The organism is Pseudomonas sp. DW-iso17 (genome assembly GCF_058725345.1).
The window spans coordinates 20,210-37,188 of sequence record NZ_JBZXEA010000007.1 but is presented as its reverse complement, the minus strand read 5'-3'; the positions used below and the strand labels follow the sequence as shown (position 1 = coordinate 37,188).

Sequence of the window (16,979 nt, the reverse complement as noted above, 5' to 3'; positions counted from 1 at the left end):
CGATAACGCCTACAAAGCGTCCTGCTGGCGATGTGATGTCGTTTCCTGCTCAACCAAGGTCGCTGACAGAGCAGGGCAAATGCCTACGCAGGTTGAAGATAAAACTGTCAGTACTCCACTGATGCCTCAGCAACCGGATCGATGCGCGTGAAGGGGGCGCGGTGCACCCTATAACAACAGTTTGACGTCGCTCGGCATCCGTCGGGCGCAGCACTTTCGGGGAAGTACTATGAAGATGCGACGACTCTTGGGCGCAGCTGCCACTCTGGTAGTTGCGATGGGCTCCACACTGGCCAGTGCCGACAGCAAGACCCTGAGCATCGGCTACGTGGACGGCTGGTCCGACAGCGTGGCCACCACTCATGTGGCGGCAGAGGTGATCACGCAAAAACTCGGCTACGACGTAAAACTGCAAGCGGTTGCCACCGGGATCATGTGGCAGGGCGTTGCCACTGGCAAACTCGATGCCATGCTCTCCGCCTGGCTGCCGGTGACCCACGGGGAATACTGGACCAAGAACAAGGACAAGGTGGTCGACTACGGCCCCAACTTCAAGGACGCCAAGATCGGCCTGATCGTGCCGGAGTACGTCAAGGCCAAGTCCATCGAAGACCTCAAGACCGACACCACCTTCAAGAACAAGATCGTCGGCATCGACGCCGGTTCAGGCGTAATGCTCAAGACCGACGAAGCCATCAAGCAATATGGCTTGGACTACAAACTGCAAGCCAGCTCGGGTGCGGCGATGATTGCCGAACTGACCCGCGCCGAAGACAAGCAGGAGTCGATTGCGGTCACCGGTTGGGTACCGCACTGGATGTTCGCCAAGTGGAAACTGCGTTTCCTGGACGACCCAAAAGGGATTTATGGTGCTGCTGAAACCGTCAACAGCATCGGCAGCAAGGGCCTGGAGAAGAAAGCGCCGGAAGTCGCAGCCTTCCTGAAGAAATTCCAGTGGGCCTCCAAGGATGAAATCGGTGAAGTCATGCTGGCGATTCAAGAAGGCGCCAAGCCGGACGCCGCGGCCAAGGACTGGGTAGCCAAGCACCCCGAGCGCGTTGCCGAATGGACCGCTAAATAAAAGCCACCGATGCAACCCTGTGGGAGGGGGCTTGCTCCCGAAAGCGGTGTGCCAGTCACAGATTTTTGACTGGCACACCGCTTTCGGGAGCAAGCCCCCTCCCACATTCGTTTTGCACTGACTCAAATCTTCCTGCGCCCCAGCAATCCCTCGCTACACTCGATCTACTACTAAGGTCGTCTGGAACCCATTGCGCAGCCGCATACAGTGGATACGTTCCAAAATAATAAAAAGCTGTGCTGCGAGGATAAAAACAATGAACGACAGCATTTACCTCTCGATTCAAAACAGCCCGCGTTTCAAGGAGCTGGTCAGGAAAAGGGAAAGGTTCGCCTGGATTCTTTCGGCGATCATGCTAGGGCTTTACTCCGCTTTCATCCTGTTGATCGCCTACGGGCCACAAGTGCTGGGGGCCAAGATCAGCCCCGGTTCCTCGATTACCTGGGGCATCCCCCTGGGCGTCGGGCTGATTGTGTCGGCCTTCATTCTCACCGGCATCTACGTGCGTCGGGCCAACGGCGAATTTGACGACCTGAACAATGCGATTCTCAAGGAGGCTGCGCAATGATCCGGCGTCTATTGGCTCTATTCGGTGCTTCGCTCTTGGCTCCGGCCGTTTGGGCGGCGGACGCATTGACCGGTGAAGTGCACAAGCAACCGCTGAACATCTCGGCCATTGTGATGTTCGTCGCGTTTGTCGGCGCCACCCTGTGCATCACTTATTGGGCGTCCAAGCGCAACAAGTCGGCGGCGGACTACTATGCGGCGGGCGGCAAGATCACCGGTTTCCAGAACGGTCTGGCGATTGCCGGTGACTACATGTCGGCGGCGTCCTTCCTGGGGATTTCCGCGCTGGTGTTCACCTCCGGCTATGACGGCTTGATCTACTCGATCGGCTTCCTTGTGGGCTGGCCGATCATTCTGTTCCTGATCGCCGAGCGCTTGCGTAACCTGGGCAAATACACCTTTGCCGACGTGGCGTCCTATCGCCTGGGGCAAACCCAGATCCGCAGCCTGTCGGCGTGTGGCTCGCTGGTGGTGGTGGCGTTCTACCTGATCGCGCAGATGGTTGGCGCGGGCAAGCTGATCCAGCTGCTGTTTGGCCTTGATTACCATGTGGCGGTGATCCTGGTGGGTATCCTGATGTGCCTGTACGTGCTGTTCGGCGGCATGTTGGCGACCACCTGGGTGCAGATCATCAAGGCGGTGCTGTTGCTGTCCGGTGCCTCGTTCATGGCGCTGATGGTGATGAAGCACGTCAACTTCGATTTCAACATGCTGTTCTCCGAGGCGATCAAGGTTCACCCCAAAGGTGAGGCGATCATGAGCCCCGGCGGCCTGGTGAAAGACCCGATCTCGGCATTCTCCCTGGGCCTGGCACTGATGTTCGGTACCGCTGGCCTGCCGCACATCCTGATGCGCTTTTTCACGGTAAGCGACGCCAAGGAAGCGCGTAAGAGCGTGCTGTACGCAACCGGCTTCATCGGCTACTTCTATATCCTGACCTTTATCATCGGCTTCGGCGCGATCCTTTTGGTCAGCACCAACCCGGCGTTCAAGGATGCAGCGGGCGCCTTGCTCGGCGGTAACAACATGGCGGCGGTGCACCTGGCCAACGCGGTGGGTGGCAGTATCTTCCTGGGCTTCATCTCGGCCGTGGCGTTTGCCACCATCCTGGCGGTGGTTGCCGGCTTGACCCTGGCGGGTGCTTCGGCGGTGTCCCATGACCTGTATGCCAGCGTGATCAAGAAGGGCAAGGCCAACGAGAAAGATGAGATTCGCGTGTCGAAGATCACTACCGTAGCCTTGGGTGTATTGGCCATCGGCCTGGGTATCCTGTTCGAAAGCCAGAACATCGCGTTCATGGTCGGCCTGGCGTTCTCCATCGCCGCCAGCTGTAACTTCCCGGTGCTGCTGCTTTCCATGTACTGGAAAAACCTCACCACCCGTGGTGCCATGATTGGCGGCTGGCTGGGCTTGATCAGCGCCGTGGGCCTGATGATCCTCGGTCCGACCATCTGGGTGTCGATCCTGCACCATGAAAAGGCGATCTTCCCGTACGAGTACCCGGCGCTGTTCTCGATGATCATTGCGTTCGTCGGCATCTGGTTCTTCTCCATCACCGACAAGTCGGCGGCGGCAGAGAAAGAGCGTGCGCTGTACTTCCCGCAGTTCGTGCGTTCGCAGACTGGCCTTGGGGCGAGTGGGGCGGTTAATCACTAAGTCGTCAGTTGCATAAGAGATACCCCGGTCGCAAGGCCGGGGTATTTTTTTGCCTGGGCTGGCCTCATCGCGGGCAAGCCCGGCTCCCACTGGGTCGTGTCCTTTTGTTGGAATGCGGTCCAATGTGGGAGCTGGCTTGCCTGCGATGACGGTAGATCAGGCCACACCAACAAAAACGGCCTCCACTAAGGGAGGCCGTTCTCAATGCAGCTAAGCAGTTGAATGCTTACTTGCGGTCTTCCAGCTTGGTGATGTCACGCGACTCGTAGCCGGTGTACAGCTGGCGCGGGCGGCCAATCTTGTACGGGCTGGAGAGCATTTCTTTCCAGTGGGAGATCCAGCCCACGGTCCGCGCCAGGGCGAAGATCACGGTGAACATGCTGGTTGGAATGCCGATCGCCTTGAGGATGATCCCAGAGTAGAAGTCGACGTTCGGGTACAGAGAACGTTCGATGAAGTACGGGTCGGTCAGGGCGATCTCTTCCAGGCGCATGGCCAGTTCGAGTTGCGGATCGTTCTTGATGCCCAGTTCCTTCAACACTTCGTCGCAGGTCTGCTTCATGACAGTAGCGCGCGGGTCGCGGTTCTTGTAGACCCGGTGACCGAAGCCCATCAACTTGAACGGATCGTTCTTGTCCTTGGCCTTGGCGATGAAGGTGTCGATGTTGGACACATCGCCGATTTCATCGAGCATGGTCAATACGGCTTCGTTCGCACCGCCGTGGGCAGGGCCCCACAGTGCGGCGATGCCGGCGGCAATACAGGCGAACGGGTTGGCACCCGAAGAGCCCGCCAGGCGCACGGTAGAGGTGGAAGCGTTCTGCTCGTGGTCGGCGTGGAGGATGAAGATCCGGTCCATGGCCTTGGCGAGCACCGGGCTGATCGGTTTGATCTCGCACGGGGTGTTGAACATCATGTGCAGGAAGTTTTCCGCGTACGTCAGGTCGTTGCGCGGGTACATCATGGGTTGGCCCATGGAGTACTTGTAAACCATTGCGGCCAGGGTAGGCATCTTGGCAACCAGGCGGATCGCGGAAATTTCGCGATGCTGCGGGTTATTGATGTCCAGGGAGTCGTGATAGAAGGCCGACAGGGCGCCTACTACACCGCACATGACGGCCATCGGGTGGGCGTCGCGACGGAAGCCGTTGAAGAAGGTCTTCAACTGCTCGTGAACCATGGTGTGGTTCTTCACGGTGCTGACGAACTGGGCTTTCTGCTCGGCTGTTGGCAATTCGCCATTTAGCAGCAGGTAGCAGGTTTCCAGGTAGTCCGACTTTTCAGCCAGTTGCTCGATCGGGTAGCCGCGATGAAGCAGAATGCCATTATCACCATCGATATAGGTGATCTTCGACTCGCAGGACGCGGTCGACATGAAGCCTGGGTCGAAAGTAAAACGGCCCGTGGCCGTCAGGCCCCGTACGTCGATAACATCGGGACCAACGGTGCCGGTTAAAATGGGCAGCTCGACGGGGGCTGCGCCCTCGATGATCAACTGCGCTTTTTTGTCAGCCATGTGGCCTCCTATTTATGCTTCAAATCATCAGACAGACCCCCCACGCAGGGCCCGCACCACTATATTGATATAAATCCAGATGTCAATTTGCCTAAAGTCTTGCGCCAGAAGGCTTTAACCGTACTTTTTCGTCGAAATTGACTGCCATTTACGCCTTTTATCCCGCCAGCGCAATCAGCTATTAGGGTGAGGTGTGCGCGTTGTCATTAGTAACCTAACTGTCTATACTCGGCCACCGACCGCCAAGGGCTTTTGGGCTTGCTTTCATTGGGGGTCGCACTCCCTGGGTGGTGCTTACCTGACCAGTCGCACTCCCCAACAACTTTGCCCTGATTGTTAGGGGCTCTTCAGTGTGAAAAAAAGCCGTGAATAGCCAACGACCTGTAAACCTAGACCTAAGGACCATCAAACTCCCCATCACCGGCGTTACGTCGTTCCTGCACCGTGTTTCCGGCATCATCCTGTTCCTGGGCTTGGGCATCATGCTTTATGCATTGAGCAAATCCCTGGGTTCCGAGGAAGGATACGCCGAGGTGAAGGCATGCTTGACCAGCCCGCTGGCCAAGTTCGTAGCATGGGGCCTCCTGTCCTCTCTTCTGTATCACCTGGTAGCCGGTGTGCGCCACTTGATCATGGACATGGGCATCGGTGAGACGCTGGAAGGCGGCCGCCTGGGCTCGAAAATCATCGTCGCCATTTCCGTGGTGCTGATCGTTCTGGCAGGAGTTTGGATATGGTAACCAGCGTAACGAATCTGTCGCGTTCGGGCCTCTATGACTGGATGGCACAGCGTGTGTCTGCGGTCGTTCTCGCGGCTTATTTCATTTTCCTGATCGGATACCTCGTCGCAAATCCGGGCATCGGCTATGAGCAATGGCACGGCCTGTTTTCCCACAATGCGATGCGAATCTTCAGTCTGCTGGCCCTTGTAGCCCTGGGCGCTCACGCCTGGGTTGGCATGTGGACCATCGCGACTGACTACCTGACGCCGATGGCGCTGGGCAAGTCCGCGACTGCAGTACGTTTCCTCTTCCAGGCAGTATGCGGCGTCGCGATGTTCGCTTACTTCGTCTGGGGTGTGCAGATTCTTTGGGGTATCTGATTCATGGCTAACATTCCAACTATTTCATTCGACGCCATCATTATTGGTGGCGGCGGTGCTGGCATGCGCGCTGCGCTGCAGCTGGCCCAGGGCGGCCACAAGACGGCCGTGATCACCAAGGTGTTCCCGACGCGTTCCCACACCGTATCGGCCCAGGGTGGCATCACCTGCGCCATCGCCTCCGCCGACCCTAACGATGACTGGCGCTGGCACATGTACGATACCGTCAAGGGTTCCGACTATATCGGTGACCAGGACGCTATCGAATACATGTGTCAGGAAGGCCCGGCCGCGGTGTTCGAGCTGGACCACATGGGTCTGCCGTTCTCCCGTACCGAGCAAGGCCGTATCTACCAGCGTCCATTCGGTGGCCAGTCCAAGGATTACGGTAAAGGCGGCCAGGCTGCCCGTACCTGCGCTGCGTCCGACCGTACTGGTCACGCGCTGCTGCATACCCTTTACCAAGGCAACCTGAAAGCCGGTACCACGTTCCTGAACGAGTACTACGCGGTTGATCTGGTGAAGAACGGCAAGGGCGAGTTCGTCGGTGTGATCGCCATCTGCATCGAAACCGGTGAAACCACCTACATCCGCGCCAAGGCGACTGTGTTGGCGACCGGTGGTGCAGGTCGTATCTACGCTTCTACCACCAATGCCCTGATCAACACCGGTGACGGCGTCGGCATGGCCCTGCGTGCTGGCGTACCGGTACAAGACATCGAAATGTGGCAGTTCCACCCGACCGGCATCGCCGGCGCCGGTGTACTGGTGACCGAAGGTTGCCGTGGTGAAGGTGGTTACCTGATCAACAAGCACGGCGAGCGTTTCATGGAGCGTTATGCTCCGAACGCCAAAGACTTGGCTGGCCGTGACGTTGTGGCACGTTCGATGGTTAAAGAGATCATCGCCGGTAACGGCTGTGGCCCGAATGGCGACCACGTACTGCTCAAGCTCGATCACCTGGGTGAAGAAGTGCTGCACAGCCGCCTGCCTGGTATCTGCGAGCTGTCCAAGACCTTCGCCCACGTTGACCCGGTAGTTGCTCCGGTTCCGGTGGTTCCAACTTGCCACTATATGATGGGCGGCGTGCCGACCAACATTCACGGCCAGGCAATCACCCAGAACGCCGACGGCCAGGACGAGATCATCCATGGTCTGTTCGCAGTAGGTGAAGTGGCTTGCGTATCGGTTCACGGTGCCAACCGCCTGGGCGGCAACTCGCTGCTCGACCTGGTGGTATTCGGCCGTGCGGCCGGCCTGCATCTTGAGAAGGCGCTGACTGACGGCATCGAATACGATGACGCCACCGACGCCAACATCGAAGCGGCCCTGGCGCGTCTGAACGCTCTGAACGAGCGCACGGATGGCGAAGACGTAGCAACCCTGCGTCGCGAGCTGCAAAGCTGCATGCAGAACTACTTCGGTGTGTTCCGTACCGGCGAATACATGCAGAAGGGCATCGCCCAGTTGGCTGACCTGCGCAAGCGCATCGCCAACGTCAAGATCAACGATAAGAGCCAGGCGTTCAACACTGCTCGTATCGAAGCCCTTGAGCTGCAAAACCTGCTGGAAGTGGCTGAAGCGACGGCGATCGCCGCCGAGGTTCGTAAAGAATCCCGTGGTGCTCACGCTCGTGAAGACTTTGAAGATCGCGACGACGAAAACTGGTTGTGCCACACCCTGTACTTCCCGGGTGACAAGCGCGTAACCAAGCGTGCCGTGAACTTCTCGCCGAAGACGGTGCCGACGTTTGAACCGAAGATTCGGACTTACTAAGGGTGGCTGCCATGTTGAAAGTCAGTGTTTATCGCTACAACCCTGATCAGGACGCCGCGCCGTTCATGCAGGAGTTCCAGGTCGATACCGGTGGTAAAGACCTGATGGTGCTGGATGTACTGGCACTGATCAAAGAGCAGGACGAGGGTTTCTCCTATCGTCGCTCTTGCCGTGAAGGTGTATGCGGTTCCGACGGCATGAACATCAACGGCAAAAACGGCCTGGCGTGCATCACGCCGCTGTCCGCCGTGGTCAAAGGCAACAAGCTGATCGTTCGTCCACTGCCAGGTTTGCCGGTTATCCGTGACCTGGTCGTCGATATGAGCATCTTCTACAAGCAATACGAGAAAGTTAAGCCGTTCCTGCAGAACGACACGCCGGCTCCGGCCATCGAGCGTCTGCAGTCCCCGGAAGAACGTGAAAAGCTCGATGGCCTGTACGAGTGCATCCTGTGCGCTTGCTGCTCGACATCCTGCCCGTCCTTCTGGTGGAACCCGGACAAGTTCCTGGGTCCAGCTGCGCTGCTGCAAGCCTACCGCTTCCTGGCAGACAGCCGTGATACCAAGACGTCCGAGCGTCTGGCTTCGCTGGATGACCCGTTCAGCGTATTCCGCTGCCGCGGGATCATGAACTGCGTCAACGTATGTCCTAAAGGCCTGAACCCGACTAAGGCCATTGGTCACATCCGTAACATGCTGCTGCAGAGCGGCGTGTAACTGACGTTGTAGTAAAAGCAGGACCGTTGTGCCCGTAAATGCTGCGGCGCAGGCTTCAACCGGCGCCGTAGTTTTAACTTGAGCAGCGACTTACAAAGCCGCGGCTCTTATTTTGAAGAAATGAGACAAGCAGGGGCATTCGGGTTGGTACCCGAACTATCAGCGTGATCCTAAGTGGCTTGTTTTGGTCGCTGCACTTGGCCTTTTGCAAGCAAACTCGGTGTTTTCGCCGGTGGTGTCCCCAAATCGAGGGTGACCAAGCATGCAAGAAAGCGTGATGCAGCGCATGTGGAACAGCGGCTATCTTTCAGGTGGTAACGCTGCCTATGTGGAAGAGCTTTATGAGCTCTACCTGCACGACCCTAACGCTGTGCCAGAAGAATGGCGCACCAAATTTCAGACGTTGTCTTCAGACGGCAACGCTGCCACCGATGTATCGCACGCAACAATTCGCGATCAGTTCGTGCTGCTGGCAAAGAACCAGCGCCGCGCCCAACCGGTTTCCGCCGGCAGCGTGAGCAGTGAGCATGAGAAGAAGCAAGTTGAAGTACTGCGACTGATCCAGGCCTACCGTATGCGTGGCCACCAGGCAGCCCAGCTTGACCCGCTGGGGCTGTGGCAGCGTCCTGCACCTGCAGACCTGTCGATCAATCATTACGGCTTGACCAATGCCGATCTTGATACGACCTTCCGTGCCGGCGACCTGTTCATCGGCAAAGAGGAAGCGAGCCTACGCGAAATTCACGAAGCGTTGCAGCAGACATATTGCCGCACCATCGGCGCTGAATTTACGCACATCACCGATTCCGAGCAGCGCCAGTGGTTCCAGCACCGCCTGGAAGGCGTGCGTGGCCGTCCGGTATTGTCCGCCGATGTGCGCGGCCACCTGCTGGAGCGCGTGACCGCGGCCGAAGGCCTCGAGAAATACCTGGGCACCAAATACCCAGGCACCAAACGTTTCGGCCTGGAAGGCGGCGAAAGCCTGATTCCGATGCTCGACGAGCTGATCCAGCGTTCCGGTTCCTATGGCACCAAGGAAATCGTGATCGGCATGGCTCACCGTGGTCGCCTGAACGTGTTGGTCAACACCTTCGGCAAGAACCCGCGTGAGCTGTTCGACGAGTTCGAAGGCAAGAAGAAGGTCGAGCTGGGTTCCGGTGACGTTAAATACCACCAGGGCTTCTCGTCCAACGTGATGACCACCGGCGGTGAAGTTCACCTGGCCATGGCATTCAACCCCTCCCACCTGGAAATCGTTTCGCCAGTGGTCGAGGGTTCGGTACGTGCTCGCCAGGATCGTCGTAACGATTCCACCGGTGAGAAGGTTCTGCCGATTTCCATCCACGGTGACGCGGCATTCGCCGGTCAAGGCGTGGTCCTGGAAACGTTCCAGATGTCGCAGACTCGCGGCTTCAAGACCGGTGGTACCGTTCACATCGTCATCAACAACCAGGTGGGCTTCACCATCAGCAACCCGTTGGACGCGCGTTCCACCGAGTACGCCACCGACGTTGCCAAGATGATCCAGGCGCCGATCCTCCATGTGAATGGCGATGATCCGGAAGCCGTGCTGTTCGTCACCCAACTGGCTGTCGACTACCGCATGCAGTTCAAGCGTGACGTGGTCATCGACCTGGTTTGCTACCGCCGTCGCGGTCACAACGAAGCGGACGAGCCAAGCGGCACCCAGCCGTTGATGTACCAGCAGATCACCAAGCAGCGCACCACCCGTGAGCTGTACGCCGAAAGCCTGACCAAGGCCGGCGTGGTTGACGATGCGCGTGTTCAGGCGAAAGTCGACGAATACCGCAACGCGCTGGACAACGGCCTGCATGTAGTGAAAAGCCTGGTCAAGGAGCCGAATAAAGAGCTGTTCGTTGACTGGCGCCCATACCTGGGTCACACCTGGACTGCACGTCACGATACCTCGTTCGATTTGAAGACGTTGCAGGAACTGTCCGCCAAGCTGCTGGAAATTCCCGAAGGCTTCGTCGTACAGCGCCAGGTTGCGAAGATCTACGAAGACCGTCAGAAGATGCAAGCCGGTGGCCTGCCGATCAACTGGGGTTACGCCGAAACCATGGCGTACGCGACCCTGGCGTTCGAAGGTCACCCGATCCGCATGACCGGCCAGGACATCGGCCGCGGTACGTTCTCGCACCGTCATGCTGTATTGCACAACCAGAAAGACGCGGGCACCTACATCCCGTTGCAGAACCTGTACGAAGGCCAGCCACGTTTCGACCTGTACGATTCGTTCCTGTCCGAAGAAGCCGTACTGGCGTTCGAATACGGTTACTCGACCACCACGCCGAACGCGCTGGTGATCTGGGAAGCCCAGTTCGGCGACTTCGCCAACGGTGCCCAGGTGGTTATCGACCAGTTCATCACCAGCGGCGAGCACAAGTGGGGCCGTCTGTGCGGTCTGACCATGCTGCTGCCACACGGTTATGAAGGTCAGGGCCCTGAGCACTCCTCGGCCCGTCTGGAGCGTTACCTGCAATTGTGCGCCGAGCACAACATTCAGGTGTGCGTGCCGACGACCCCGGCGCAGATCTACCACTTGCTGCGTCGCCAGGTGATCCGTCCGCTGCGCAAGCCGCTGGTGGTGCTGACGCCGAAGTCGCTGTTGCGTCACAAGCTGGCCGTTTCGACCCTGGAAGATCTGGCCCAAGGTTCGTTCCAGACCGTGATTCCAGAGATCGATACGCTGGACGCTGCCAAGGTCACTCGCCTGATCCTGTGCAGCGGCAAGGTCTACTACGATCTGTTGGAAAAACGCCGTGCCGAAGGCCGCGAAGACATCGCCATCGTGCGTATCGAGCAGCTTTATCCGTTCCCGGAAGATGACCTCATGGAGATCATCGCGCCTTACACCAACCTCACGAACGTAGTGTGGTGTCAGGAAGAACCGATGAACCAGGGCGCCTGGTACAGCAGCCAGCATCATCTGCGTCGCAGCATCGGCAACCACAACAAGGCTTTGGTCCTTGAGTACGCCGGTCGTGATGCTTCTGCTGCACCTGCCTGTGGTTACGCGTCGATGCACGCCGAGCAGCAGGAAAAACTGCTGCAAGATGCTTTCACTGTTTAACGCCTTCGCGCTGACTGAAACCGAATTTTAAGGACCTACAGATAATGGCTATCGAAATCAAAGCCCCGTCATTCCCGGAATCGGTTGCCGATGGCACCGTTGCCACCTGGCACAAGAAACCAGGCGAGGCCGTCAAGCGTGACGACCTGATCGTCGACATCGAGACCGACAAAGTCGTTCTGGAAGTGTTGGCCGAAGCTGACGGCGTGCTGGGCGCAATCGTTGCTGAAGAGGGCGCTACCGTTCTGTCGAACCAGGTACTGGGCTCGATCGAAGAGGGCAGCGCTGCTGCCGCTGCTCCTGCTCCTGCCGCTGCTGCACCGGCTGCTTCTGCGCCTGCCGCACCGGCTGCGGGTGGCGAAGATCCAATCGCTGCACCGGCTGCGCGTCAACTGGCTGAGGAAAACGGCATCAACCTGGCTTCCATCAAGGGCACCGGCAAAGATGGCCGTGTGACCAAGGAAGACGTGGTTGCCGCAGTTGAAGCCAAGAAGAACGCTCCGGCTGCCGCACCTGCCAAGGCTGCAGCGCCTGCTGCCGCTGCGCCTGTGTTTGCCGCTGGCGACCGCACCGAGAAGCGCGTACCGATGACTCGTGTACGTGCCACCGTGGCCAAGCGCCTGGTTGAAGCTCAGTCGAACATGGCGATGCTGACCACCTTCAACGAAGTCGACATGACCGAAGTCATGGCCCTGCGTTCGAAGTACAAGGACCTGTTCGAGAAGTCCCACAACGGCGTGCGCCTGGGCTTCATGTCGTTCTTCGTGAAAGCGGCCACCGAAGCGCTGAAGCGCTTCCCGGCAGTCAACGCTTCGATCGACGGCGGCGATATCGTTTACCACGGCTACTCGGATATCGGCGTTGCCGTCTCCAGCGACCGCGGTCTGGTGGTTCCAGTCCTGCGTAACGCCGAGCTGATGAGCCTGGCCGAAATCGAAGGCGGCATCGCTGGCTTCGGCAAGAAAGCCCGTGACGGCAAGCTGACCATCGACGAGATGACCGGCGGTACCTTCACCATCACCAACGGTGGTACCTTCGGTTCGATGATGTCGACGCCGATCGTCAACCCACCGCAGGCCGCGATCCTGGGCATGCACAACATCATCCAGCGTCCGATGGCCATCAACGGCCAAGTCGTGATCCGCCCAATGATGTACCTGGCACTGTCTTACGATCACCGCCTGATCGACGGTAAAGAAGCCGTGACGTTCCTGGTGACCATCAAGAACCTGCTGGAAGACCCGGCTCGCCTGCTCCTGGACATCTGATAGAAGCAGTTGCACGTTGCGAGCTACAAGCTGTAGGAAAAAGCAGCTTGGCTTGCAACGTGTGACTAGAAGCTTGTCGCAAATAGAGGATCTATTTTCATGACACAGAAATTTGACGTTGTAGTGATTGGTGCAGGCCCTGGCGGCTATGTTGCCGCCATCAAGGCTGCGCAACTGGGCCTGTCCACTGCTTGCATCGAAAAATACACCGACAAGGAAGGCAAACTGGCGCTGGGCGGTACTTGCCTGAACGTGGGTTGCATTCCGTCCAAGGCGCTGCTGGACAGCTCCTGGAAATTCCACGAAGCCCAAGACGGCTTTGCGATCCACGGCATCAACCATGCTGGCGTGACCATGGACGTACCCGCAATGGTCGGCCGTAAAGCCAACATCGTCAAAGGCCTGACTTCCGGCGTTGCCACCTTGTTCAAGGCCAACGGCGTGACTTCCATTCAAGGCCACGGCAAGCTGCTGGCCGGCAAGAAAGTTGAAGTCACCAAGCCAGACGGTTCGGTTGAAGTCATCGAAGCCGAAAACGTGATCCTGGCACCCGGCTCGCGTCCAATCGACATTCCGCCTGCTCCTGTTGATAACAACGTGATCGTTGATTCGACCGGCGCCCTGGAATTCCAAGCTGTTCCTAAGCGTCTGGGCGTCATCGGCGCTGGCGTGATCGGTTTGGAACTGGGTTCGGTATGGTCCCGCCTGGGTGCTCAAGTCACCGTACTGGAAGCCCTGGATACATTCCTGCTGGCTGCCGACACCGCGGTGTCCAAGGAAGCGCTGAAAACCCTGACCAAACAAGGTCTGGACATCAAGCTTGGCGCCCGTGTTACCGGTTCCAAGGTCAACGGCGAAGAAGTCGTAGTGACCTACACCGATAAAGACGGCGAGCAGACCATCACTTTCGACAAGCTGATCGTCGCCGTGGGCCGCCGCCCAGTGACCAACGACTTGCTGGCTTCCGACAGCGGCGTGAACATCGACGAGCGTGGTTTCATCCACGTTGACGATCATTGCGCCACCACCGTTCCTGGCGTCTATGCCATTGGCGACGTGGTTCGTGGCATGATGCTGGCCCACAAGGCTTCCGAAGAGGGCATCATGGTCGTTGAGCGCATCAAGGGTCACAAGACCCAGATGAACTACGACCTGATCCCATCGGTTATCTACACCCACCCGGAAATTGCATGGGTCGGCAAGAACGAACAGCAGTTGAAAGCTGAAGGCGTTGAAGTTAACGTCGGCACCTTCCCGTTTGCCGCTTCTGGCCGTGCCATGGCAGCCAACGACACCGGTGGTTTTGTCAAAGTCATCGCTGATGCCAAGACTGACCGCGTATTGGGCGTCCACGTGATTGGCCCAAGCGCTGCAGAACTGGTTCAGCAAGGCGCGATCGGCATGGAATTCGGCACCAGTGCCGAGGACTTGGGCATGATGGTCTTCTCCCATCCGACCCTGTCCGAAGCGCTGCACGAAGCTGCGTTGGCAGTGAATGGCGGCGCCATCCACATTGCCAACAAGAAGAAGCGCTAAGCGAAATAATAAGAAACCACGGCGGAGTTGCCCGTCGTGAGCCTTGCGCGCAAGACTCACCGCGGAATATCCGCTGGACGCAGCCTTGCGCAGCTTTACGGGCCATAAGCCCCGCAAGTTGCGCGAGCAGCAGTCACAGGTGGCGCGGCACTCATAATGAGCGCAGCGCCGAATGCGCAGTACCTAACGAAGACGGTAAAAAGCATGAATCTTCACGAGTATCAGGGTAAGCAGCTGTTCGCTGAATACGGCCTGCCAGTTTCCAAGGGCTACGCAGTAGACACCCCGGAAGCAGCAGCAGAAGCTTGCGACAAAATCGGCGGCAGCGAGTGGGTTGTCAAAGCCCAGGTCCACGCCGGTGGTCGCGGTAAAGCGGGCGGCGTCAAGCTGGTTCGCAGCAAAGAAGACGCCAAGGCCTTCGCACAGCAGTGGCTGGGCAAGCGTCTGGTGACTTACCAGACTGATGCCAATGGCCAACCAGTCACCAAGATCCTGGTTGAATCGTGCACTGATATCGCTAAAGAGCTGTACCTGGGCGCTGTCGTTGACCGTTCGAGCCGTCGCATCGTGTTCATGGCTTCCACCGAAGGTGGCGTGGACATCGAGAAAATTGCTCACGAAACCCCAGAAAAAATTCTGAAGGCCACTATCGATCCACTGGTTGGCGCTCAGCCATTCCAGGGTCGTGAACTGGCTTTCCAGCTGGGCCTGGAAGGCAAGCAAGTTGCCCAGTTCGCCAAGATCTTCGTAGGTCTGGCCAAACTGTTCCAGGATCACGATCTGGCCCTGCTGGAAGTGAACCCGCTGGTGATCAAGGCTGACGGCGATCTGCACTGCCTCGATGCCAAGATCAACATCGACGCCAACGCCATGTACCGTCAGCCTAAGCTGAAGACTTTCCACGATCCGTCGCAAGACGATCCGCGCGAAGCGCACGCTGCCAAGTTCGAACTGAACTACGTAGCCCTGGAAGGCAACATCGGCTGCATGGTCAACGGTGCCGGCCTGGCCATGGGTACCATGGACATCGTCAACCTGCATGGCGGCAAGCCAGCCAACTTCCTCGACGTAGGTGGTGGCGCTACCAAGGAACGCGTTACCGAAGCGTTCAAGATCATCCTGTCCGACTCCAACGTCGCTGCAGTACTGGTCAACATCTTCGGCGGCATCGTTCGTTGCGACATGATTGCCGAAGGCATCATCGGTGCAGTGAAAGAAGTCGGCGTTAAAATCCCGGTTGTTGTTCGCCTTGAAGGTAACAACGCTGAACTGGGCGCTAAAGTACTGGCAGAAAGCGGTTTGAACATCATCGCGGCTACCAGCCTGACCGACGCTGCTCAACAAGTTGTCAAAGCTGCGGAGGGCAAGTAATGAGCGTCCTGATCAATAAAGACACCAAAGTTATCTGCCAGGGTATTACCGGTTCGCAAGGTAGTTTCCACACCCAGCAAGCCATCGAATACGGCACCCAGATGGTTGGCGGCGTAACTCCAGGCAAAGGCGGCACCGAGCACCTGGGCCTGCCCGTGTTCAACACCGTGAAAGAAGCAGTAGAAGCCACTGGCGCCACCGCCAGCGTGATCTACGTTCCAGCTCCTTTCTGCAAGGACTCGATCCTGGAAGCGGCATTCGGCGGCATCAAGCTGATCGTCTGCATCACCGAAGGCATTCCTACCCTGGACATGCTGGACGCTAAAGTTAAGTGCGACGAACTGGGCGTAGTCCTGATCGGCCCTAACTGCCCAGGCGTGATCACCCCAGGCGAATGCAAGATCGGCATCATGCCAGGTCACATTCACTTGCCAGGTAAAGTCGGTATCGTTTCCCGTTCCGGCACCCTGACCTATGAAGCTGTCAAGCAGACCACTGACGCCGGTTTCGGTCAGTCGACTTGCGTCGGCATCGGCGGTGACCCGATCCCAGGCTCCAACTTCATCGACATCCTGAAGCTGTTCCAGGAAGACCCGAAGACCGAAGCGATCGTAATGATCGGTGAGATCGGCGGTTCGGCTGAAGAAGAAGCGGCTGCCTACATCAAGGCACACGTGACCAAGCCGGTTGTTTCCTACATCGCTGGTGTGACTGCCCCTGCGGGCAAGCGCATGGGCCATGCTGGCGCAATCATCTCTGGCGGCAAAGGCACTGCAGACGAGAAATTCGCTGCACTGCAAGACGCAGGCGTTAAAACCGTGCGTTCGCTGGCAGACATCGGCAAGGCCCTGGCCGAGCTGACCGGTTGGGCTGTCAAGTAAGCCTCGCGCTTAGCTGACGCTTCACCACACAAAGGCCACCTTCGGGTGGCCTTTGTGCTTTCTGGATATAGCCAGATTGACGAATGTGCTCGGTTCAATGTGGGAGCTGGCTTGCCTGCGATACAGACAACTGGGTGCATCAGCCAAACCGAGTCGATGCCATCGCAGGCAAGCCAGCGCCCACAGGGTTCTGTATTGCCCAATTAAGTATGAAAACGCGACATTGAAATGTCGCTTATCGGACAGTCCGCCCCGCAACAGTGCGTTTGTCAGCCTAATTCTGTACTCTAGCCGCCTCTTTATGCGTCCGCGTCCCAAAAGGAAGCTGCGCGCTAGACCGGTCGGTCCCCACAAGGGCCGGCAGCATTTCCCTCATCCATAGGGAAGCCCTCTCTAAATTCCGATTCAGTAGTGT

The 16,979-nt window shown here is 58.1% G+C and carries 13 protein-coding genes; 12 read left to right on the top strand and 1 reads right to left on the bottom strand.

Annotated features, from left to right (window positions below):
- Positions 1 to 229: 229 nt before the first annotated feature.
- The 3 genes from AC4PS6_RS05875 (at position 230) to AC4PS6_RS05865 (ending at position 3,304) form a co-directional block, all read left to right on the top strand.
- Positions 230 to 1,081 carry a glycine betaine ABC transporter substrate-binding protein gene (locus tag AC4PS6_RS05875; protein ID WP_336827076.1) on the top strand — a complete coding sequence of 284 codons (852 nt, stop codon included), beginning with the start codon at positions 230 to 232 and terminating at the stop codon, positions 1,079 to 1,081.
- Positions 1,082 to 1,337: 256 nt separating this feature from the next.
- Entirely contained in the window at positions 1,338 to 1,649 is a 312-nt protein-coding gene (locus tag AC4PS6_RS05870; protein ID WP_003190001.1) for a DUF485 domain-containing protein, read from the top strand.
- On the top strand, positions 1,646 to 3,304 hold the full coding sequence (locus AC4PS6_RS05865) for a cation acetate symporter (RefSeq protein WP_014717727.1): 1,659 nt from the start codon (positions 1,646 to 1,648) through the stop codon (positions 3,302 to 3,304). The genes AC4PS6_RS05870 and AC4PS6_RS05865 overlap by 4 nt, the downstream gene beginning before the upstream one ends.
- Positions 3,305 to 3,530: 226 nt before the next feature.
- Here the strand turns inward: AC4PS6_RS05865 and gltA are convergent, their stop codons facing one another.
- Positions 3,531 to 4,820, bottom strand: coding sequence for a citrate synthase (gene gltA / locus AC4PS6_RS05860; RefSeq protein ID WP_014717728.1), 1,290 nt, complete (start codon positions 4,818 to 4,820; stop codon positions 3,531 to 3,533).
- Between the two features lie 365 nt (positions 4,821 to 5,185).
- On the opposite strand from gltA, the gene sdhC reads away from it, so the two are divergent.
- The 9 genes from sdhC (at position 5,186) to sucD (ending at position 16,564) form a co-directional block, all read left to right on the top strand.
- On the top strand, positions 5,186 to 5,560 hold the full coding sequence (gene sdhC / locus AC4PS6_RS05855) for a succinate dehydrogenase, cytochrome b556 subunit (RefSeq protein ID WP_014717729.1): 375 nt from the start codon (positions 5,186 to 5,188) through the stop codon (positions 5,558 to 5,560).
- Positions 5,554 to 5,922 (top strand): succinate dehydrogenase, hydrophobic membrane anchor protein, encoded by a 369-nt coding sequence (gene sdhD / locus AC4PS6_RS05850; RefSeq protein ID WP_003172805.1) that lies wholly within the window; start codon positions 5,554 to 5,556, stop codon positions 5,920 to 5,922. The genes sdhC and sdhD overlap by 7 nt, the downstream gene beginning before the upstream one ends.
- A 3-nt stretch (positions 5,923 to 5,925) precedes the next feature.
- Positions 5,926 to 7,698, top strand: coding sequence for a succinate dehydrogenase flavoprotein subunit (gene sdhA / locus AC4PS6_RS05845; protein ID WP_014717730.1), 1,773 nt, complete (start codon positions 5,926 to 5,928; stop codon positions 7,696 to 7,698).
- Positions 7,699 to 7,709: 11 nt separating this feature from the next.
- Positions 7,710 to 8,414 carry a succinate dehydrogenase iron-sulfur subunit gene (locus AC4PS6_RS05840; RefSeq protein WP_003172807.1) on the top strand — a complete coding sequence of 235 codons (705 nt, stop codon included), beginning with the start codon at positions 7,710 to 7,712 and terminating at the stop codon, positions 8,412 to 8,414.
- A 262-nt stretch (positions 8,415 to 8,676) separates the two neighbouring features.
- Positions 8,677 to 11,508: a 2-oxoglutarate dehydrogenase E1 component gene (locus AC4PS6_RS05835; protein ID WP_014717731.1), complete on the top strand. Its 2,832-nt coding sequence runs from the start codon at positions 8,677 to 8,679 to the stop codon at positions 11,506 to 11,508.
- 44 nt (positions 11,509 to 11,552) lie between these two features.
- Positions 11,553 to 12,776 (top strand): 2-oxoglutarate dehydrogenase complex dihydrolipoyllysine-residue succinyltransferase, encoded by a 1,224-nt coding sequence (gene odhB, locus AC4PS6_RS05830; protein ID WP_014717732.1) that lies wholly within the window; start codon positions 11,553 to 11,555, stop codon positions 12,774 to 12,776.
- A 99-nt stretch (positions 12,777 to 12,875) separates the two neighbouring features.
- Positions 12,876 to 14,312 carry a dihydrolipoyl dehydrogenase gene (gene lpdA, locus AC4PS6_RS05825; RefSeq protein ID WP_014717733.1) on the top strand — a complete coding sequence of 479 codons (1,437 nt, stop codon included), beginning with the start codon at positions 12,876 to 12,878 and terminating at the stop codon, positions 14,310 to 14,312.
- Positions 14,313 to 14,516: 204 nt separating this feature from the next.
- Positions 14,517 to 15,683, top strand: a complete 1,167-nt coding sequence (sucC, locus tag AC4PS6_RS05820; protein WP_003190011.1) for an ADP-forming succinate--CoA ligase subunit beta — start codon at positions 14,517 to 14,519, stop codon at positions 15,681 to 15,683.
- The gene (sucD, locus tag AC4PS6_RS05815) at positions 15,683 to 16,564 is read left to right on the top strand and encodes a succinate--CoA ligase subunit alpha (RefSeq protein WP_003190013.1); all 882 of its coding nucleotides are present in this window, start codon (positions 15,683 to 15,685) and stop codon (positions 16,562 to 16,564) included. The genes sucC and sucD overlap by 1 nt, the downstream gene beginning before the upstream one ends.
- Positions 16,565 to 16,979: the final 415 nt, after the last annotated feature.